Annotated in this window: 17 protein-coding genes and 5 pseudogenes; 13 read left to right on the plus strand and 9 right to left on the minus strand. The window is 49.8% G+C overall.

Annotated elements, in window-relative coordinates; translation table 11 throughout:
• The first annotated feature begins 71 nt into the window (after nucleotides 1-71).
• The 7 genes and pseudogenes from pefI to ACQ29O_RS03680 all read left to right on the plus strand — a co-directional run bounded on the left by pefI (nucleotide 72) and on the right by ACQ29O_RS03680 (nucleotide 5050).
• On the plus strand, nucleotides 72-281 hold the full coding sequence (gene pefI / locus ACQ29O_RS03650; RefSeq protein ID WP_000504711.1) for a transcriptional regulator PefI: 210 nt from the start codon (nucleotides 72-74) through the stop codon (nucleotides 279-281).
• Entirely contained in the window at nucleotides 266-616 is a 351-nt protein-coding gene (locus ACQ29O_RS03655) for a helix-turn-helix domain-containing protein (protein ID WP_000135401.1), read from the plus strand. Before pefI ends, ACQ29O_RS03655 begins: the two co-directional genes overlap by 16 nt.
• A 244-nt stretch (nucleotides 617-860) precedes the next feature.
• Nucleotides 861-1514 (plus strand): DsbA family protein, encoded by a 654-nt coding sequence (locus tag ACQ29O_RS03660; RefSeq protein ID WP_000178593.1) that lies wholly within the window; start codon nucleotides 861-863, stop codon nucleotides 1512-1514.
• Nucleotides 1504-1650 carry a hypothetical protein gene (locus ACQ29O_RS03665; protein WP_001141717.1) on the plus strand — a complete coding sequence of 49 codons (147 nt, stop codon included), beginning with the start codon at nucleotides 1504-1506 and terminating at the stop codon, nucleotides 1648-1650. Before ACQ29O_RS03660 ends, ACQ29O_RS03665 begins: the two co-directional genes overlap by 11 nt.
• 50 nt (nucleotides 1651-1700) lie before the next feature.
• Complete coding sequence (locus ACQ29O_RS03670; protein WP_000490312.1) at nucleotides 1701-2546, plus strand: SdiA-regulated domain-containing protein; 846 nt, start codon at nucleotides 1701-1703, stop codon at nucleotides 2544-2546.
• Nucleotides 2547-2808: 262 nt separating this feature from the next.
• Nucleotides 2809-3919, plus strand: a pseudogene (locus ACQ29O_RS03675) (IS3 family transposase).
• A gap of 255 nt (nucleotides 3920-4174) precedes the next feature.
• A pseudogene (locus tag ACQ29O_RS03680) lies at nucleotides 4175-5050 on the plus strand (phosphorothioated DNA-binding restriction endonuclease).
• 479 nt (nucleotides 5051-5529) lie between these two features.
• Here the strand turns inward: ACQ29O_RS03680 and ACQ29O_RS03685 are convergent.
• From ACQ29O_RS03685 to ACQ29O_RS03695, 3 genes and pseudogenes are all read right to left on the minus strand, one after another.
• A complete protein-coding gene (locus ACQ29O_RS03685) occupies nucleotides 5530-6246 on the minus strand; it encodes a YebC/PmpR family DNA-binding transcriptional regulator (RefSeq protein WP_253336214.1) in 717 nt (238 codons plus the stop codon).
• A 559-nt stretch (nucleotides 6247-6805) separates the two neighbouring features.
• Nucleotides 6806-8437, minus strand: a pseudogene (locus ACQ29O_RS03690) (methyltransferase domain-containing protein).
• A gap of 4 nt (nucleotides 8438-8441) precedes the next feature.
• A complete protein-coding gene (locus ACQ29O_RS03695; RefSeq protein ID WP_001054380.1) occupies nucleotides 8442-8699 on the minus strand; it encodes a YjhX family toxin in 258 nt (85 codons plus the stop codon).
• Between the two features lie 487 nt (nucleotides 8700-9186).
• On the opposite strand from ACQ29O_RS03695, the gene ACQ29O_RS03700 reads away from it, so the two are divergent.
• The 3 genes and pseudogenes from ACQ29O_RS03700 to ACQ29O_RS03710 all read left to right on the plus strand — a co-directional run bounded on the left by ACQ29O_RS03700 (nucleotide 9187) and on the right by ACQ29O_RS03710 (nucleotide 11724).
• Entirely contained in the window at nucleotides 9187-9795 is a 609-nt protein-coding gene (locus ACQ29O_RS03700) for a DUF1062 domain-containing protein (RefSeq protein ID WP_000864863.1), read from the plus strand.
• Between the two features lie 351 nt (nucleotides 9796-10146).
• Nucleotides 10147-11058: pseudogene (locus ACQ29O_RS03705) on the plus strand (STM4504/CBY_0614 family protein).
• 204 nt (nucleotides 11059-11262) lie between these two features.
• Nucleotides 11263-11724, plus strand: coding sequence for a DUF302 domain-containing protein (locus ACQ29O_RS03710; RefSeq protein WP_001676975.1), 462 nt, complete (start codon nucleotides 11263-11265; stop codon nucleotides 11722-11724).
• Nucleotides 11725-11740: 16 nt separating this feature from the next.
• On the opposite strand, the gene ACQ29O_RS03715 is transcribed toward ACQ29O_RS03710, so the two are convergent.
• The gene (locus ACQ29O_RS03715) at nucleotides 11741-12406 is read right to left on the minus strand and encodes a dienelactone hydrolase family protein (protein ID WP_001576579.1); all 666 of its coding nucleotides are present in this window, start codon (nucleotides 12404-12406) and stop codon (nucleotides 11741-11743) included.
• A gap of 349 nt (nucleotides 12407-12755) precedes the next feature.
• Between ACQ29O_RS03715 and uxuR the strand changes: the two genes are divergently transcribed.
• Nucleotides 12756-13529 (plus strand): Uxu operon transcriptional regulator, encoded by a 774-nt coding sequence (gene uxuR / locus ACQ29O_RS03720; RefSeq protein WP_000841654.1) that lies wholly within the window; start codon nucleotides 12756-12758, stop codon nucleotides 13527-13529.
• Here the strand turns inward: uxuR and trpS are convergent, their stop codons facing one another.
• The gene (gene trpS / locus ACQ29O_RS03725; protein WP_001094621.1) at nucleotides 13530-14543 is read right to left on the minus strand and encodes a tryptophan--tRNA ligase; all 1014 of its coding nucleotides are present in this window, start codon (nucleotides 14541-14543) and stop codon (nucleotides 13530-13532) included. It lies immediately after the preceding gene.
• Nucleotides 14544-15260: 717 nt separating this feature from the next.
• Between trpS and ACQ29O_RS03730 the strand changes: the two genes are divergently transcribed.
• Together ACQ29O_RS03730 and ACQ29O_RS03735 are read left to right on the plus strand one after the other, a co-directional pair.
• Complete coding sequence (locus ACQ29O_RS03730; protein ID WP_198902306.1) at nucleotides 15261-15791, plus strand: Hcp family type VI secretion system effector; 531 nt, start codon at nucleotides 15261-15263, stop codon at nucleotides 15789-15791.
• A gap of 238 nt (nucleotides 15792-16029) precedes the next feature.
• A complete protein-coding gene (locus ACQ29O_RS03735; protein ID WP_000683252.1) occupies nucleotides 16030-16764 on the plus strand; it encodes an aspartate/glutamate racemase family protein in 735 nt (244 codons plus the stop codon).
• 5 nt (nucleotides 16765-16769) lie between these two features.
• On the opposite strand, the pseudogene hypT reads toward ACQ29O_RS03735, so the two are convergent.
• The 4 genes and pseudogenes from hypT to ACQ29O_RS03755 all read right to left on the minus strand — a co-directional run bounded on the left by hypT (nucleotide 16770) and on the right by ACQ29O_RS03755 (nucleotide 20111).
• A pseudogene (gene hypT, locus ACQ29O_RS03740) lies at nucleotides 16770-17678 on the minus strand (hypochlorite stress DNA-binding transcriptional regulator HypT).
• A 118-nt stretch (nucleotides 17679-17796) separates the two neighbouring features.
• Nucleotides 17797-18969 carry a beta-aspartyl-peptidase gene (gene iadA / locus ACQ29O_RS03745; protein WP_001113060.1) on the minus strand — a complete coding sequence of 391 codons (1173 nt, stop codon included), beginning with the start codon at nucleotides 18967-18969 and terminating at the stop codon, nucleotides 17797-17799.
• Nucleotides 18970-18981: 12 nt separating this feature from the next.
• Nucleotides 18982-19443, minus strand: a complete 462-nt coding sequence (locus ACQ29O_RS03750) for a YjiG family protein (protein ID WP_000211979.1) — start codon at nucleotides 19441-19443, stop codon at nucleotides 18982-18984.
• Nucleotides 19440-20111 carry a nucleoside recognition domain-containing protein gene (locus ACQ29O_RS03755; RefSeq protein ID WP_020937322.1) on the minus strand — a complete coding sequence of 224 codons (672 nt, stop codon included), beginning with the start codon at nucleotides 20109-20111 and terminating at the stop codon, nucleotides 19440-19442. Before ACQ29O_RS03755 ends, ACQ29O_RS03750 begins: the two co-directional genes overlap by 4 nt.
• Between the last annotated feature and the right edge of the window lie 526 nt (nucleotides 20112-20637).

Consider the following 20637-nt stretch of genomic DNA (forward strand, 5'->3'; position numbering starts at 1 on the left):
TAGAATGGATTAGTATTATTTTGTGGTAGTGGTAAATACATTTATTTTAACCTTGAAGAGTGGGGCTGTTTATGGGTGAATCCATCATTACAAACATCATCTCCATAATCCGGGAGCGTCAGAGTGCGGACAACGCGCCTGTTAAAATCCGCGATATTGCTGATGCTGCCGGACTCAGTATCTACCAGGTCCGGTCATATCTTGAGCAACTCCGTGCTGTCGGGGTGCTTGAGAAAGTAAATGCCGGAAAGGGAGCGCCCGGATTATGGCGTCTGCTTTGACCGTTTTCCCGGAAGACGGGGACATCAACCGGATATGGTACGATCGGTTTTGTATCGAATTTAACAGCGACGGCGGACTGAGTCCGGCTGAACTGCGGGTTATCCGACTGCTGCTGCAGGGCTATAACTGCGGGCAGATTGCTGCCCTCTGTTTTCGCAGCGTCAAAACCATTTCAGCCCAGAAAGTTCTGGCTTTCAGGCGCCTCGGCGTCAGGAATGATGCCACCCTGTTGCCAACCCTGATGCTTCTGGGGATGGTGACACTGTATACCGACCTGAACCGGTGTCATTCACTGGAGGAGGGCGGCCCGGAATGTGGGTCGGAAGCCGGATAAGTATCACTGAAAGTTATTTTATCATGTTCATGAAATTCGTTTATTACGCCTGTCTGGCCGTCGTCATATTAATGGCAATGGTCTTTTGTGTGTCAGTGCTTTTTATTCTGGAAAACTCATGACCGGAATATTCCGGCTGCCGGCTTAATGACCGTGCCGGATGAATTAAGATTTACTGCTGCTGTCAGGCGGTGCCGTTAAGCGGCCTTTCATTCTGTATATCTGTTATCCATGGAGTGTTTCCGTGACGATGAATTATGCCCGGGAGCTGTTTTTCCTGAGGGGAATATTATTTTCTTTTTTTTTACCTGGCTGCGCCCGTCCTGTGATTGCGCAGGAGTGGGAGTTCATAACGCCCTTGGTGGCTGATGCCCCCGCCGAGGTGGAACTATTTTCCTTTTACTGTCCGCCCTGCTATGCGTTCTCACAGACGATGGGCGTGGCCCAGGCCATCCGGCACGTACTGCCGCACGGTGACCGGATGATCAAGTACCATGTCAACCTGCTGGGCCCCCTCGGCCATGAGCTGACACGGGCCAGGGCGCTGGCCATGATGATGAAGGAAACTGACGTGGTCGAGAAGGCCTTCTTCATGGCCGACATGGTGGAGAAACGCCTGCATTCCCCGGACGATGTCCATCGGGTGTTTATGTCTGCCACCGGTATCAGTCGCGGGGAGTATGACAGAAGTATAAAAAGTCCCGCCGTGAATGACATGGTGGCATTACAGGAACGGTTGTTTAAGGAATATGGCGTGAGGGGGACGCCTTCCGTGTATGTCCGTGGCCGTTACCATATCAACAATGCCGCCTTCGGTGCATTCTCCGTCGAAGACTTCAGGAGCCGTTATGCCGCGGTGGTCTGGAAACTGCTGGCCGGTAACCCTGATGCCGACTGATGATAAAGGCACTATACAGGCCGGAGATATCCTCCCGCTCCGTGCGCTGATTCTCCTGCTGCTGACCAGCGTCTTTATCTCCGGCTTTCTGACCGGCGTCCTGGCCATGCTCTGGCTTATCTGCCGTGGGGCATGATGTGAAGTCCGGTCTCCCCTGTAACAGAAAACATAACTTTCACCACCACGATGTTCAGATATTTATGTAACCAGAAAGCAGCACTGCTGACCGCCATTCTCCTGATGGCGGCCGGCGTGCTCACCCTGTGTTTCCCGGAGTCCTGGTACCCGCAGGAAACAGAATGGCAGCTCACAGCAGAAAAAGAAATTACCGGGATACACGGCGGCCTCTCCGGCCTGACATGGAACCCGGACAGCAGAACGCTGTTTGCCGTGACCGACCACCCCTCCTCGATGGTGGAGCTGGACACGGAAGGGAACGTGCTGCGGGTGATACCGTCAGACGGCGATCACGATTTTGAGGCCATCGAATACCTCGGCGGGAACCGCTATGCCCTGTCCCGGGAGCGGGAACGGACGCTCACCACCCACTGCATTGACAGCAGCACAACCGTCCTCCCGCCGGCAACATACAGCCTGACGCTGGATGTGAACAGGCACAGCGACAATGCCGGTTTTGAAGGCCTTGCCCAGGGGCGGGGAGAGCATGCCCTGATGGTGGCGCAGGAGAAAAAACCTCTGCGGCTTTACGTGACGGACCAGAGCCCTGATGCGCTGTCGGTGAGTGACTCGCTGACACACCGGGCCTCCCTGCCATGGTTCCTGAAGGATATCTCCGGCCTGCATTATGACCGGAACAACGGGCTCCTGTATGTACTTTCTCATGAGTCTGACGTGGTCGTGGTGTCGGACCTGGACGGCGGGAGAAAGGTGATGTCGCTGCGCCGGGGACACTATGGCCTGCGAAGGGATATCCCGCAGGCGGAGGGGATAGCCTCAGATGACCGGGACACGCTGTGGATAGTCAGTGAACCGAATCTGTTTTACCGCTTCACCCGCACGGCTTCGTCCTGAGGATGAGGCGGCGTGGAAGGTGAAGTAAAATTCGCCGCGTGAAGCCGGCCGGCATTGGTGCCGGTGTCAGCGGTGGATGCTGACAGTGGAAAGATGATGAAAAACATAACATTCAGCGCATCTTTTTTCAGGGAATTATTCTGGTTTGTGGTGATGGTGGGAAGCTGGTTGATGACCTTCCCCTGTAAGTATCCCGCATAATCGTGCCATTCACATTTAGAGATCCTCCGGCATAATCAATCTGCCAACAAAGGAGATCGCTATGCGTAAAGCCCGTTTTACTGAGCATCAGATCATTGCCGTAATTAAATCGGTTGAAGCCGGACGAACCGTTAAAGATGTCTGCCGGGAGGCCGGTATATCTGAAGCCACCTGGTACAACTGGAAGTCCAGATACGGCGGCATGGAGGCTTCTGATATTAAAAAGATCAAGGATCTTGAGGACGAGAATCGGCGTCTCAAACAGATGTTTGCCGACCTGAGCCTTGAGAACCGGGCGCTGAAAGACGTTATCGAAAAAAGCTTTAAAACCAGCCTTTAAGCGTGAGCTGGTCACTCATCTGATAACGACATTTGGACTCAGTATCCGTCAGGCCTGCCGGAGTCTGAACCTGAGCAGAACGGTTTACCATTACCGTCCGGATAACACGCGTGACGAACCCGTTATTGTCGCGTTGCAGGCAGTGGCAGAGCGATACCCACGGTACGGTTTTCCAAAACTTTTCCAGGTTCTGCGGCGGCAGGGATACCCGTGGAATCACAAAAGGATCCATCGTATTTATTGTCTGCTGAAGCTGAATTTTCGCCGTAAAGGCAAACAACGGTTGCCGGTGCGTAATCCCTCGCCACTGGCCACACCGGAAGCGCTTAACCAGAGCTGGTCTGTCGATTTTATGCATGATGATCTGGTCTGTGGCCGTCGTTTTCGCACGTTCAATGTCGTTGATGACTTTAACCGTGAGGCATTGTCGATTGAAATCGATCTGAATCTGCCAGCTTTGCGCGTGGTCCGTGTACTCGACAGGACCGCGGCAAATCGCGGCTATCCGGTTATGCTACGCATGGATAATGGTCCGGAATTTATCTCACTTGCACTGGCTGAATGGGCAGAGCAACATGCAGTAAAACTGGAATTTATTCAGCCGGGTAAGCCGACGTAGAGCGCTTTTATTGAGCGCTTTAACCGAACATACCGTACAGAAATACTCGATTTTTATCTGTTCAGAACGCTGAATGAAGTGCGGGAAATCACTGAAAGATGGGTGTCAGAATATAACTGTGAACGCCCTCATGAATCACTGAACAATATGACGCCGGAGGAATATCGGCAACACAATCATTTGGCCGGGATCTCAAAAAATGCCTGGAACTAAAACGGGTCTATTTACAGCGAGTCCGGCCTTCGCACCAAAAGCATATAAATGGACCTCAACTGAGGTCTTTTTTATTTCTAAAATCCAGAAGTTACCTACCTTTCTCGGTTGAGCGCTGTGTTTTTTCCGTTGTTATCAGAATGCTAACTGTCAGTACAGAGCCGACAAACAAAAAGTATGTCTGCAATAATGTCTTGAATGTACATATAGTTGCGAGCATCATCGCAACTATGTGCTCATGGATTCTTCAACGTAATGACCTCTGACAAAACCCTAAAGCAAGCGATATCAAATATTACTATCTGGCGCAAAGGCGAACAGCGAGCGCCGCATAAGCCGTTATTGCTGTTATATGTCCTCTCGCACTATCGGCAGGGCCACGATCGTCTATTTGATTATGGTTCTGAAATTCATGAGTAATTGCTGGATTTACTGGAGCGCTATGGGCCACAGCGCCGTGAACAGCGCCCGGATATGCCGTTCTGGCGTCTGAAGGGCGATGGTTTCTGGGAATTGCAAAACGCGGAATTCTGCTCAACCAGCGGTAGCCGCCAGCCACCTAAACGTGAACTCATTGAATATAATGTTGCTGGTGGGTTTGATGCCGTCAATTTCGCGCTGGTAACAAAAAAACGTAAGCTAATCGACACGCTGGCGCAGCAGATCCTTGAGGCGCATTTTCCGACCAGTATTCAGGAAGACATCGCTGACGAGATGGGTTTTGATATTCGCACCTCTCTCCGTCAACGCGATCCGAAGTTCCGCCAGGCGGTGCTACGAGCTTACAATTATCAATGTGCGGTCTGCGGCTTCAATATGCGCCACGACAACGCCCCTATAGCGCTTGAAGCAGCCCATATCAGATGGAAGCAGCATCATGGTCCTTGTGAAGTACCTAATGGCCTGGCGTTGTGCGCAATCCATCATAAAGCGTTCGATCGTGGTTCGATTGGCCTGGATGAAAATATGCGCGTGGTGGTTTCCGACGCGGTGAATGGTGGCGGGGTGGTACAGCGGATGTTCTGGGATTTTGCGGGGAAAGAGATCGCGTTGCCGCAGATGAAAGAAAATTATCCGGGTGAACGGTTTGTGGAATGGCACGAGAGGGAGGTGTTCAGAGGAGGGCATTGATCTGGGGGAGTATTTTGAGTGTGGTATACGTTATCTGTAAAAAATAGCTCCACATCAAAGGCATCAAAGTAATCGGCCACGGTTCTCGCACTATGGTCTGTAGCGCGCTGGTGGAGTCACACCTGTGGTCAATCGACGCGTAGAGCGCCAGATGAGCCATCATGAGCGCAAGCGGAATTTATAAGGCGCGGCGCCTTAAAGAGCACAGGGAGATTGTAAGTAGCCCGATATTGCTGGCTTTTGCTTAGCTTGCTGACGGGATTCGTCGTATGAAACATGAAAATTACCTCATGTTTTATATAAGGATTCGACACTATATCAAAACCGGTAACTCTCAATCTTTCAAAGCTATGTGTCAGATCAGGTCGTGATAAGACACGTAAATTTAAAGATCTATATATCTGGCCAGATAGACTTTTTTATAACAGCTTTATAAATTAAACAAATCTGTCTCTATGACAGATTTGTTTAATTTATAATTAGAGGTTTGCAACGTTATGATATACTTTTTGCACATCATCATCATCTTCAAGGGCATCAACAAGTCCTTCAAAGATTTCTAAATCTTCTGGTGAAAGTTCAACTTCTGATTGAACAATCATTTCTAATTCTGTTGTTGAAAATTCAGTAATTCCAGCTGCTTTTAGCGCTGCAATTCCTTTGTGCAGGTCTGTAGCTTCAGTATAAATAACGATGTTTCCTTCTTCTTCGGTTACATCACGAACATCAACTTCAGCATCAAGCAAAATTTCGAAAATATGGTCAGGGTCTGTTCCTTTAAATACAATCACTCCAGTATTGTCAAACATATAGCTGACAGCACCTGCCGCTCCGATATTCCCGCCTTTTTTATTGAAAATTGTGCGGATATTAGCAATCGTACGGTTAACATTAGACGTCAACGTTTCAGCGATAACCATTGAACCATTGGGTCCAAAGCCTTCATAACGCCCTTGCACGAACGTTTCATCTCCGCCACCTTTGGCTTTATCAATAGCTTTATCAATAACATGTTTTGGAACCTGTGCTTGTTTCGCACGTTCAATAGCGAATTTTAAAGCTGAGTTTGATTCCGGGTCTGGTTCACCTTGTTTAGCCGCAGCATAGATTTCTACACCAAATTTTGCATATACTTTAGACGTTGCACCGTCTTTAGCCGTTTTTTTAGCAACAATATTTGCCCATTTACGTCCCACTGGAAACATCTCCTCAAAGAATTATTTACATTAATGGCAGGTTAATAACCTGCATGTTTTTCTGCCGTATTATATCATAATATATAAATTCTCGTCTATGAGAAATAAAAAGTTCCAGCTTTTACGGAGGATTACTTTGATTTTAACAATAGCTAATATGGTGGGTAAGTCATTTTTTAATTTTCTTCTGGTTCTTTTTTTATTCTTAATAATTGAATCGCAGCAATAACGTCTTATTGATGGTGGTTTCGTTCATCAGGTGAGGTGGAACGCTTGCACGTTTTGCGACATATTGTGGCAGAAACTTAATGGCGAAATTAAGAGCCTATCCCATTAGGGCTATTTTACTTGCCATTTTGGACCTGGGCAGTGCTCAAAATCCTCACGTACTACGTGTACGCTCCGGTTTTTGCGCGCTGTCCGTGTCCAAACTGGCTGCGCCAATAACGCCTGGTGGGATAGTCTCTAAGACGATATATTCCCGCCTTGAGCCGCGTTAATTTGTTGCATACTTTTAAATGGAGGTATACCTCTTGTAGGCTATACCTCCTGCTTCACGTTATCGCGCGATTAACGCAAATACGCCCCAGCCAAAGTATTCTCGCGTCCAGGTGACGTGACGTTTGGGGGCTACCGTCAGTTCTGTTCGAACCTCCTGCGCAAACTCATCGTCAGGGTTTTCCTCCAGCCAGCGACGCATGGTCATCCACTTCGCGGCTTCATATCTGTCCCAGCCTTGCGGGTCCGCCAGCACCATTTCCACTACGTCATAGCCGAGTTGGTCGAAAAAGGCGACCAGCTCGGGCAAGGGGCGAAAATCGGCGACGGATGAGACGCCACAGGCGTGGGCGATCTCTTCCGTTGCGGGGATCTAACGCCAGTACGGTTCACCGATGAGAATGATCCCGCCAGGTTTGAGGCTTTTGGCCAGCAGATCTATTGTCCCCGCGACACCGCCCGCAATCCAGGTCGCGCCTACGCAGGCCGCCACGTCATATTTTTCCTCGTCGATATAACCGGCCGCGTCGTTATGAATAAAATGTACGTATTCACTGACGCCGAGCTCTTCTGCACGTTGTTTTGCCTGTGTGGTGAAGAGCGGGCTTATGTCAATGCCAGTACCTGTAACACCGTAATCGCGAGCCCAGGTGCAGAGCATCTCACCCGAACCGCTACCGAGATCAAGAATCCGCGTGCCTGGCTTCATGCGTAACGCATGGCCCAGTGTGGCGTACTTTTCCGCTGTAAACGGATTATGGATACGGTGTTCGCTTTCGCTAATGGTAAAAATACGTGGGATATCCATTGGGTTATTCCTTTTACTGAGGGTGATTCCCTCAGCGGGAGGGGCTTTTTCAGCCAGTAGCGCAAACAGCTTGCCTGCAAAAGTCTCGCCGACCGGCCAGGTGTGACTGTCCGGGCGCTGCAACACAGTGAAGCCAGCATCACCAAGCAGGCTGATATATTCATCATCGCGCCAGGCCTTCATTTGACTGCCGAAACGGGTGGTACAGCCGTTTTCCGCTATCGCCCAGAACTGCGTTGAGCTGGTTTGGGCCTCTTCATCCCAGGCATTTTCCGTTAACAGCAGATGAGGCTCGGCAAGAAACAGGCCGTGCGGACAACGCTGCCAGCATGGTTGCGCCATGCCCTGGCGTTTAACTTCATCGAAGGTATGCACTTCAACAAGCAGTTTGCCGTCCGGTTTCAACCACTGCGCGCAATGACTGATGAGGTTTTGCGCATCCGCAGCGCTAAAGACATTCAGTTCCCCAAACGTCATCATAATGAAATCGAAAGGTTCCGTGGGGTGGTATGTACGAATATCTTGCTGAATGTAGTCAATATTCAGGTTTGCGGCTTGCGCCTGCTGGCGAGCCCATGTGATGGATGCCGGAGAGAAATCTACGCCTGTGCAGTGAAACCCACGCTCCGCTAACAGGCGGGTATAAAAACCGGGTCCACAGCCGAGATCCAGAATGCGGGCGCCAGCGGGTAACTGACGGGTAATCCATGTTACCTGTTGCTCAATCACGGTTAGCCGGCGGCTGGCCCAGTCGTGGTCCTGTGACAGATGATTTTCCAGCATGCGTTGGCTGAAGGCTGGCTCGTCCCAGGGGATTTTGCCTTCATCGGGTAATAGCCGAATGCGATGCGTTGCAAAAATAACGGCGCTGATATCCATCATCATCTCCTTAGCGATTATCAGGCTGGGCGCGAACGTTGTTCAGCCCGGTTGTATTAATGCGGTAGGGCTGACCGTTAACGGATTTGATCAGCTTTTTGGTTTTGAGTTTTTTGAATACAGCGAGCGTGCAATCGGCGAGCAACAGCCCTTCGCGGCTATAGCACTCAACGGCGGTGACGCGGCCTGACGCATCGCGGATGTGCGTAATGCGTCCGCCTTTGGCGAGAACGTGTAAGGTACGTTGTTCCTGACGGGATAAATTCATACTGAAGAACCTGTTTAATCATCATAGGCAAAACGTGCAAACACACTGCGGTGTCCGCATTCGATTTCGGCACATTGATAATCAGTCCGGCCTGAAAAGGTCGGGGAACTGATTATCAGATGATGACATTCTCCAGCATCAAAGCCTCGGGTTGAGTTGAAAGGTATTTACGTCGTGAATGATAACACCTGATTTCTGTAAGTGAATAACCGGGAGTGAAAAGTGTGATCTCAAAGGGAGGATCATGCGTTTAGTAAGTCAGTTGAATAGATCCCGCCGCTACCATAATGAATATTGATTAAATTCATATACCCGATAATGGCCGCTTTGATAATCTCGGCGTATCTTTTTAGCCATTGACAGGGTTGTTGCGTTGGAAATCTTTTTTTAACCCACTGAAAAATATCACTTAAATATTTTTCATACATAAACATTTATGGTCCGCTGAGTTCGGATCCGGTTTTGTATGGGTTAAAAAAGGTACGTTATGAAAGTCATATGGACTGTCACTCCTGTGGGGTATCAGCGCATAGCGAAACGTTGCCCTTCATGCAGCGTAAAACGGGACTTCACGCCTTCTGGGGCATTTCGGGTTAATTCGCAAAAGAAGGTACTCGATGTCTGGAGTATCTATAAATGCACACACTGCGATTACACCTGGAATATCTCCCTGTTCTCGCGCCTGCCAGTCAGCAAAATTAACCGCGATCTTTATGGCCGACTGATGGCGAATGATGCCGCCACGGTGCAATATTTTGCTTATGACAACGCGATCCTGAAGCGAAACAATGCTGAATTATCGGGGCAGCCTGATTTTCACATTCAGGAACGGTGGCTGGTCAGTATCGCCTCCCACAAGCAGGTCAGTGTTAGCGTCAGGATTTCCCGTTCTTTTCAGGGCAGCCTGCTGTCGATTTTGAAGAAGCAACTCCTGTTAAGCACAGCCGAAATCAAGAGACGGATTGAAACAGGGCAAATAAGTGGCGTCACGATGAAAATGCTTAAATCGCGAAAACTGAAGAATGCGAAATATGATTTGCAGCTCTCAGTTGAAACACTGTATGACCGGCGAAGGATTGTTCTGACCCGTCGATAAAAATAATAAGCTCACCTTACGTTTAAGTGTGCTGGTATGGCAACGACGCAACGGAATGAAAGAAGGATTAAGGGACAGGTGAGCTTTAGTTGAATAACGCTTGTCTGTGGCATTCAGTGAAGGCTGAATGCCATGGATAATCCAGATTTTCGCACCAGTGATGATCAGCAGAATGACAAAGGGCGATGGGCTACAATTATCTGTAGAGTAAATAAATATTCACGCAACACCATTAAAAAATAAGAAAAAATGGCTCACTGTTGAACTGATATTAATACCTGAACCACTGAATTAGAGTAATGTGGCGCTATTCATAGCGTAATTTTTTCTGTTGCGGTTACAGGGGGAGGAATGCACACCTTTAGACCATACTCACTAAGGCATAGCGATCTGTTATATGAAGATATTCCGTTAGAAATACGCGAGCAAATAATCTTATTGATTATCAATACGCTAGGAAACTGCTCCTCTTTTTATGATATGACATTATACTGCTATCATAATAGTCATTCTGACGAAGTTTATCGAAGAATATGTAAAACGTTGCGCAAATAGTATGGCTTATTCACCTTATATGCGCATTCAACGTCATATCTGGATGAAATGAGTAATCTGTTATTAAAAACAGATGATAAAAGAAAGCATATTGATACCATTGAGCTTGCTTTTAACTATATAGATACTTACCTTCGGACCTATGAAGTTACGCTTGGGTTAGAACCGGATAAGGCGATTAGTGAATTAAACAATATATTTCATGAGCATAGTTTAAAATATCGCTATGAAAATGGTAGAATTGTAAGGCTGCGCAGAATAAAACGGCTTAAAAACATATGTTATTATTTGTACTCTCCTGGAGAGTATGGCTTTGTCGAATATGATCTTATGGAAGCGTATAATCGCCTGATACTTAATGATTTTGCCTGTGTCGTAAGGGAATGTCATGCAGCCTTCAGAAGCGTTCTTCTCAGAATTCATGAGAGAAAAGGTATCGTATATCATGAACAAGATAGTTTAAATACACTAATGGCTAATCTGATGGCGAGAGGCGTTATATCTGCTGAATATGTACATAAATTTCATTTTTTAAGTGACGTGCTGGAGTCAGAAATATTTCTGCCGATGGCGCCAGAAAAGTCGCATCATCACTACGCAATGATGCTCCGTATCTCTGAAGAGTTGGCCTGTAGTATCTATTATCTTACTGAGCGGAGTATATTTTTTCTTACCCAGCGGGCTGAAGAAGACAGTGTCGCGCCATAATAATGATCGCGCTGTCGCTCAGTCAGACTGGATCATCGTTATTTAAATTTGTTCAGACGTCGGAATTTTTTGTTCTGCCGTCTGTTTTTTTAGTGATGAGCTGTTCAGTGCAATAATAAGGGGTACAGTACGATGACTGATTTTTAAACTGCATATCATCTGTGTCGCATTTACTCATGGGTATTGGGTCAGGGAGAGAGAAGAATGAGCACTATTTTAAAGCCTTTTTTATTGGCGGTAACCCTGATGTTAATCTTAATAAGGCTTGGCTTTGCAACGGAGGATGGAGCGATAACCATGGTTAAAACCTACAGCGCTTATGACTATTTGCAGACCCGAGCGCGGTTGATGCACGCTGTCGCCGATCACGGTCTGGTGTTATTTGGGGAATTTGATCATGCCAGAGCGGCACAGAATGTTAACCTGAAAATGCCGCCGACAACGGTTCTGGTCTTTGGCAATCCTAAAGGCGGAACGCCTCTCATGCTGGCGCATCCCGAACTGGCACTGGATTTACCGTTTCGGGTGCTCATTAGCCAGCAAGCCGATGGGCGAACGTTAGTCAGTTATCATCCCGCTGAAACGCTGCAACGTTATGGTCTTGATGCCGCAGCCATACAGGCTTTGAAAAAACTGGAACAGCTCGTTGAAAAAAGTCTCCACTAAAGCTGAAAATATGGCTTCAATCGGGCGATGTGTTTGCACGAGTGATGTCGCGAATAAATGCGCTCACATCGTCCATTACCTGATGCGATAAGGCGGCATCGAAGGTGGCGCTATCAGCATCACAGAACCCGTGCCGCGCATCGTACATTTTACACCGCACCCAGGGTCGCTTTTCCAGCGTCTGTCGCATGGCGAGGGGATCAAACGCCGGCTCATAACGCGCGATAATAACCAGTGTCGGACAGAGAGGCGCAAGATGAAGGTACTGGCGTATACGGGAACCGTAATAGCAAATGACGCCATCGCATAACCCACTGGCTGCACTTAGCCATGCGAGCGTTGCGCCGACGCTATACCCTACGACGATTAGCGTCTCGTACTGCGTTCTGAGATCGTGGAGTAATGTGGTAACGACGGCGGGATCAAAGCCGACATTTGCTGAAAAGTGACGGTAAGCCTCCTCCTGCTGTTCATAGCGAAAGGGGGTATGGTGAGGAAACAGCGCGGGAATATAGATGTCGAATCCACGCGTCATCCATTCATGGCCTGCGCGTTGGATATGAGCGTTAATACCATAAATTTCATGCAGAATAATCGCTGCCCGGCGATGGCGGCTCGACAAACTGGAGGCGTTGCTTCCCCCGGATACGCCTGGGGCGAAAAACACGGTGTCTTTTATCATAACGCGTTTTTGATACAAAGAGAGCGGCTGGATTTTCGCCGATCACGCTATGTCAGAGGCATTGTTCCTGTCAATGTACAGACACATTTTATGGCCTGATTTTTGGTTGATAAATTTTATATTGGTAAACCAATATGCTGTTCATATTCAGGCATCAGGGCTAAAGGTGGAACATCAGTCGTGTATTGTCTATTGCCTTTCCTTTCATCTGGCCTCACTAGCGAAACGGGGCGCATTATTATTTTGTTGGTTGACCAGTTTCGCGTTTTTGGTGTGCTACGCGTGCTATCCCTATTTACAAATGCTATAGTCTGATACCGGGAAATCGCATCGGACGGGCACGACCAATATGAAATCAAACACTTCTCAGCAAAGACCTTACCAGGAAGTGGGCGCAATGATACGGGATCTGATTGTTCAGACGCCGTACCGCCCCGGGGAGCGCTTGCCGCCGGAAAGAGAGATCGCTGAGAGGCTCAATGTGACGCGTACCGTCGTGCGTGAAGCGCTGATCATGCTGGAAATTAAAGGTCTGGTTGAAGTCCGCCGCGGCGCCGGGATCTACGTGCTCGACAGCGCGGATAATAACGAGATGGAAGGCGCTGACGTCAATCACTGTAATGACGCCGGGCCGTTTGAACTGTTACAGGCGCGTCAGTTGCTGGAAAGCAATATCGCTGAATTTGCCGCTCTGCAGGCCACCCGCGAGGACATCATTAAAATGCGCCAGGCGTTACAACTGGAAGAGCGAGAGCTCGCCTCCAGCGCGCCGGGCGGCTCAGAAAGCGGCGATATGCAGTTTCATCTGGCCATTGCCGAAGCGACCCATAACAGTATGTTGGTAGAGCTCTTCCGTCAGTCCTGGCAATGGCGTGAAAATAATCCGATGTGGCTCCAGCTTCATAGCCATCTGGGCGATACGCTTTACCGTAAGGAGTGGCTGGTCGATCATAAGCAGATCCTCGCGGCGTTAATTAAGAAAGACGCCCGCGCAGCGAAGCTGGCGATGTGGCAGCACCTGGAAAACGTGAAGCAGCGTCTGCTGGAGTTTTCCAATGTTGATGACATCTACTTTGATGGCTATCTGTTTGAGTCATGGCCGCTGGACAACGTTGATGCCTGATTATACCTGGAATAGCGTGGGCAGGCCCAGTCCACGTTTTACTTCCTGTAGCGTCTTTTGAGTGACCTCATGCGCCCGCTCGCTACCTTTTTTCAGTAATTCCATTAGCATTCCCTTATCTGCAATAAAGGTTGCCCGTCGTTCGCGTATGGGCGCGATCAGTTCTTGCAGGCAGGTCTCCAGCTCATTTTTACAGACACGGTCGCCTAATCCGCCTTGTTGATAATGTGCTTTCATCGCCGCGACTTTGGCTTTATCCGGATGGAGCGCATCCAGCCACGTAAAGACGACGTTACCTTCTATTTTTCCCGGATCGCTAATTTTTAAATGGTTGGGATCGGTGTACATCGCGCTGACCGCACGGTGGATGGTCTCTTCGCTGGCGGAAAGAAGCAGGGTATTGCCGAGCGATTTCGACATCTTGGCGCTGCCGTCAATGCCTGGCAGACGGCCCATATCGCTCAGGAGCGCCTGACAGGGTCGCAATACCGGCGAGGAGAAAAGACTATTCATCTTATGAACGATCTCATTCGTTTGCTCAATCATGGGCAATTGGTCGTCGCCAACCGGTACCATTTCGGCCTTAAAGGCGGTGATATCTGCCGCCTGGCTAATGGGATACGCCATGAACCCGACCGGCAGGGAACGGGTAAAGCCTTTTTGGGCAATCTCATTTTTTACCGTAGGATTACGCTCCACTCGGGCGACGGTAACAATATTCATATACAGCACCGTTAATTCGGCGAGGGCGGGTAACGCGGATTGCAGGCAGATCGTCGTCAGCGTGGGATCGATGCCGACGGCCAGATAGTCAGCTAACACTTGCGGAATATTATCGCGGATTTTTTGCGGATTACTGCCGTTATCGGTGAGTCCCTGCAGGTCGGCAATCAGGACATACTGTTGGTGATCCTGCTGTAGCGCGACGCGCTGGCGCAGTGAACCGACATAATGGCCGAGGTGCAGCGAGCCGGTGGGGCGATCGCCAGTCAGAATGATAGGAAGGGTGTTCATTAAGGACTCCTTTATGCTTACTGTAAAGCCGAAAGACGTCCCGAAACGCAGTAGCCGCCTTTCGGCGGCTACTTAAAGAGGGATAGTGATCCGTGCCGCCTTCAGGAAGGCAGCCACCAGCGGAGATGACGTTGCGTAGCGTTGGATCGTTTCGTGTTCATGTGATCTAACGTATCACGACTAAACGTAAGGGTAAAGCGGCTGGCGTATCGTCCGGGCATAAAGTCATATCGCCTGAACAGATAACATGTCACTGACTTTGAAACGCGATTTTATAATTTGCTGCCCAAAAATACGTGGCGCTGAAAGGCGCATTTTTGATGCAAATCATTTATTACTGTGATAACACTGCGCGCGATAAAAACATTAAATATATTCACATAGTAAATATGTTCTATTGGAATGGTTGTTTTCGATATGACAAAAGTCTAAAAAACCCATTGATGTGAAAAGGAATAAGAATTGTCTATATTCCGATTCGGTGGAATTAAGTAATTTCTCGGATAAAAATAAGAAATGATATTGATATTTCTTTTTTGATATGGTTCTTATTGCGGCTATGGTTATTCAGGAAACGATGCTTGAATGTTTGGCGTAATAGATTTCAGGTCAGTAGCGCTATTGTAAAATGGATTGTTGATGGCAGAAGGTATTTAGCAAGAATCCAGTTATAGCAGATTGTCGGTATTTAATCTGGTATACAGAGACACCAACGAAATGGCTGGAAAATGGAACGTTCTTTCATTGTTGGCGTTCCGTCCTTGTCAGCCTGCTTTGCCGCATGATAATCACGGAGGGGGGATGGACGCCATCTATTTAAAACTGGACGGTATTGAAGGCGAAAGCCGGATCAAAGGTTTTGAAAACCAAATAAAACTTATTGCTTACAACCACAACCCGACAAAACGGGAGTCCGGCGAAGCGAGAGGGACATATATTGGAGGGTTGACGCTGACAAAGCCAGTCGATCTTGCTACACCAGGCCTCTATGAGCACTATTGTAACGGGAAAACGGTGAAAGAAGGCGTGCTGACATTATGCCGTCGTGATAAGGGCGCAATGCTGCCATTTATTATTTATACGCTCACCAATGTGCGAATTTCACGCATGAGCAATCATGGCGACGCCGAAGGCAGCGCCACGGAGACCGTGGATTTGGTTTATAGCCATATTCGCTGGGATATTCCCGTATTAGCGTCGAAAAGCAAAACACGGCGGCCTCTTCACCGACAGGCGCTGTGGCGATGAGGACAAAACAAGCTTGCGGACTCGCAGTGGGCGATGCTGTATAGCGAAATGGCATTTAGCGGCTTGCGAAGGTCGATGAGCGCTCATGTAACCAATCGATTGCCTAAAAAGGCGATAACGCATGGCCCTTACACCCGTTATGATTTTTACGCATAGCCGCTAATAAAACGGCATTTTTTATATACACATCAAGTTGATAGTGTGTTTCTGACCTTGACGTAAATAAGCGGGAAAAGCGATGAAACACACCATTGGGATACTGGGGGGGATGGGACCTGCGGCAACGGCGGATATGTTGGAAAAATTTGTTGAATTGCGACATGCCAGTTGTGATCAACAACACATCCCGCTCATTGTCAGCTCTATCCCTGATATTCCCGATCGTACAGCATGTCTGTTATCCGGCGGGCCTTCGCCATACCGTTATCTGGAGCGTTATCTGCATATGCTGGAAGACGCCGGGGCGGAGTGTATCGTTATCCCATGCAACACTGCGCATTATTGGTTTGATGATTTACAGAACGTCGCGAAAGCGCGAATGATCAGCATCCTGGACGCCACCTTGGGGGATATTCCGCCATCGGCGCGGCACGTTGGTCTGCTGGCGACCAATGCGACGCTGGCGACCGGGTTATATCAAAAGAAAGCTCTGGCGCGGGGGCTGACGTTAATTCAGCCAGAAGAAGCGGGACAGGCGTTGGTAATGCAGGCTATTTATACGCTTAAACGTGGCGATAAAACTGTGGCGCAAGCGCTGCTGCTGCCGCAAATCGATAGCCTTATTGCCCGTGGCGCTCAGGCAATTATTATGGGGTGTACCGAAATTCCGCTTATTGTGGCCGGACATGAACGCGCGATAGCGTGCCCGATGATTGATTCCACAGCGTCGCTGGTGCGCGCGGCGATTCGTTGGTATGAGTCCTGGCCAGACACCCGCGCCTCTTTGACCGGGGAACAACGCCTTACCGCCTGAGGTGTTTACAGCGCGGCCTGAAGCCCACGCAGGTCGCGCCAAAATGTTTCGGCTACCTGACTCATGCGGGTATTCATGCGATAAGCATAAGCCTGAATCGGAATAACCAGTTCGTCGGCATCAAGCACTATCAGGCGTCCGTCGGTAATCTCCTGACGGATAGCATACTCGGGCAACCAGGCGATTCCGCAGCCGTCCATCGCAACCTGTTTTAACAATTCACTCATCGAAGAGACGAAAAATGTACTGAAACTCAGTTCAGCATGGCGAGTCAGAGTACGATTTATCAGCCGGCCCATATAGGAGTTCTGACTGTAATTAAGCAGGGGAAAGTGCGGCTGCTCAAGCGTATAGCGCGGCTCGCCCCGGCCATTGTTGGCGCAAACCGGAAACAGTCTCGACTCAAACAGGCGGATATTATCAAACGGCGCTTGTTGCAGGTTTTCATCGTGATAGGAAAAGATAAAATCGCTTTGCCCCTCACGTAACATATCCACCGCCTGGTCGACATCTATCGCCTCAACGGCGTAGGTAAACTGCGTCGGCATCTGCTTAACGATGGTCGGCAACAGGCCGAGGGAGAGCGAGTGGGCGGCGGCAATCTTGATTTTACGCAGCGTATAATCGCTGCCGCCGCGCAGTTCGGTCAGATTGCTTTCCAGCTGCTGTAACAGGTGGCGAACCTGAGAGTGAAAGATTTTACCCTGTTCGGAAAGCTGTAGCGGCGAGACCTAGCGGTTAAACAGTTCAACGCCCACGGCATGTTCCAGGGCGCGAATCCGCCGGCTAAAAGCGGGTTGCGATACGTTGCGGATAATGGCGGCCTGAGAGAAATTGCGGCACTTTTCCAGCGTCAGAAAATCATATAGCCATTTTGTCTCAATATTGTGCAAATCTGCTCCAGTTACATCCATTTACCGTTATCCTGTCAGTCGCCCGAAGGGGCATTCTACGTCCATTCGGGCGGCTGACAACCGCTTATCCCGTCCTCTTTCAGAATGCCGTGATGGGGCAGCCTGAAACTAGCGGGAATTACGCCGGTTCAAAGGTACCTTTTACGCAGGCTTTCCCCTCATTGACCATGCGTTTGCCGCGCGCATACACCTGCTCAATGCGTAAATCTGCGCTAAAGACAAGCAGATCCGCATCGTTACCGGGACGGATTTCGCCTTTGCCGTCCAGACTGAGGAAGGCGGCTACGCTGGTCGTCAGCGGACGCAGAGCATCGGTCAGGCTGAATCCGTAGTGGTTAACCAGCGTCTGCAACGTCTCCAGCAAACTTTCGAAGCCCGCGACGCCGATGCCCGTCAGATTTCCGGCAGCGTCAAGTAGCGGCTGGCTGCCGTTGCCGTCTGAACTGAGCGTCACCCGGGAAAGCGGGACGCCGGCTTTTACCGCTCTGGCAATGCCCTCCGCCGGCGCGACGGGATCCGGGATACTGGTGGTCATGTCGATTACGCCGCCTTTAAGCGCAAACGCCAGCGCCTGCTCGAAAAGCGATTCGCTACGGTTGACGTGGGTAGGCAGCAGTTTACCGATTGGCACGTCGCTGTTTTCCAGGATGTCATACAGCGGCTGTAACCCTTTTTTGCTGCTGCCCATATGAAAAACGCTGACACCGGGTTTGCCGCCCAGCAGGCCGCCAACGCGTGATTCAGCGGCCATGCTGGCGAGTTGATTCCCGCTGGGCGCGGCGGAACGGTGGTCGGAGACTGCGCATTTCACGCCAATGACGCGGTCGATCAGCGCGACGTCTTTTTCTACCGAGCCAGTAATGGTCGGCGACGGAACGTGATAAGCGCCCGTGAGCATCCAGGCGGTGATCCCCTCCTCATTTAGCGCTCGCGTTTTGGCTAACAGCGACGCGGGATGACGGCTGACGGAGTCGGTGCCAAGCAGGCCGACGACCGTTGTTATCCCGGCTTCCGTCAGGCGGCTCAGGGAGACTTCCGGCGTCCGCGTCGTCGGCCCCGCTTCGCCGCCGCCGCCGATCAGATGAACGTGTTGGTCGATAAAGCCCGGGCACAGCATACGACCGCTAAGATTAATCACCGCACAGTCCGGTACGATATCGCCGGGGATGTCAGCGCCGACGGCAATAATTTTGCCATTCGCGAGTAGAACATCGCAGATGCCCCGGTCTTCTGGCGCAAACAGGTGCGCACCCTGTAATAAGGTAAACTCCGCGGCGGATAAATCAGGCATGATAACTCCTTATTAAACAATAAGCTGCATGACCCAGATCGACAGCAGCGCATTGATGGCGCAGACTGCGATAATATGCGGGTAATATTTGGCGTTGACTTCGGCAGTACCGAGACAGCGGCCGACATTCTGTACCGGGTTTCCCATCAGGTAAATGGCTGGCAGTAGTACGGTAACATCGTGGCCGCTTAGCGCGCCGGCGGTAGCCAGACTGGCCGCCACGCCAACGGCGCCGCCCATACTCATCAGCGAAGCCAGAAGCACCGTAGCCGCTTCGCCGGGAAGCCCCCACAACGCCATCACGGGCTGGCAGATATGGCCTACCCAGTCGAGCAGACCGGTAATTTTCAGCGCCTGAATAATGACAAATGCCATGACCACATTGGGTAACAGGTTGGTCGTGGCGATGGTAAAACCGCGGCGTGCGCCATCGATAAACATATCCATGACATTCTTACGTACCTGAGTCGTCATGATTGGGCTCCTTGCGCAGGGTGACGGCGTTCTTCGATGTTAATCCAGACGCGCAAAAGGTTTGCGCCGATAAATTTGAATAGCAGAATGACCACCAGCGGAATGATGACTGACGTCCCCAGAAAGGCGAATACCGCAACGCCGGAGGAGAAATAGTTGGTGATAATAGCGCTGCCGCTGGTCTGCCAGGCGGCAAAAATCACTTTATCGCGTTCGGTGATTTCACCTTCCTGCGCCAGCTCTTTAGTCATACCCGCCGCGGCGTCGGTATTTTGCAGGTTGGCGATCAGCGCCAGTGAGCAAATGCCGGGAATGCCAAGCAATGGTTTCAGGATGGGCGTCATCAATTGCTGTGCCGCCCGCAGACCGCCAAGCCCATCCGTAATCGCGATGATACCCAGAGAAAGGATAACCGACGGCGCCAGCTCCAGCGCAAAAAGGAAGCCATCTTTCGCGCCCGTTCTGCCCGCGCCGCGAAAGGTCTGCGTACCGGTCACATGACCGAATGACCCGTTGAGTACGGTAAAATCAAAAACGCGCCACCAGCCTTCGCTTCCGGAAAATACGCCGGAAAAGAAAATAATGGTGAGAAAAAACGCCAGGTATCCCTTTATCCCGACCTTTTCTGTATCAAGCGGCATGGCCGCCCCGTCCACTTGTTGCGCCATAGCGATCCCCGAATTTTTTTGATGATGTGTTGGTTGTAGCCACAGGCCAAAAAGCCCGAAACAGAAAGACCTTATCAGCCATAAGGGTAAGGACAAAATGCAAGTATGTATCGTGCTATGCGTTTTTTGCATAGCAGCGCGAAAAATCACCATCCTCGCTACTGCCGGGGGCGCGGGGAACCGTGGACGGTATAACGCGAGGTAAAAAAGCAAAGAAACAGGTGTTGACGCAGGCCGGAGCTGGGAGCAGGAAAAAAGGAGAAATAAATTTGACGTTAGTCAATTTCACGCCACTTAATTATCGTTGTTAAAAAATAGGATTTTTTAACCTAAATTTTACTTTTTTACTGTAATTTTTCACGCCTTAAGAGGAATTGTCACGGTCAGGTCAGTAGCCGCTGATAGGTCAGCTTGCGCCCTAAGAATCCTACGGGCAGGTAATAAAAAACGAATAATCGAATTAATTTCATGATGTGATTTATTTATAATTGTGATGATTTGAGAGGCAGCGATAATCATCATAATG

The sequence above is a fragment of the Salmonella sp. GDC200615 genome (assembly GCF_050574145.1).
Taxonomy (GTDB): Bacteria; Pseudomonadota; Gammaproteobacteria; order Enterobacterales; family Enterobacteriaceae; genus Salmonella; species Salmonella enterica.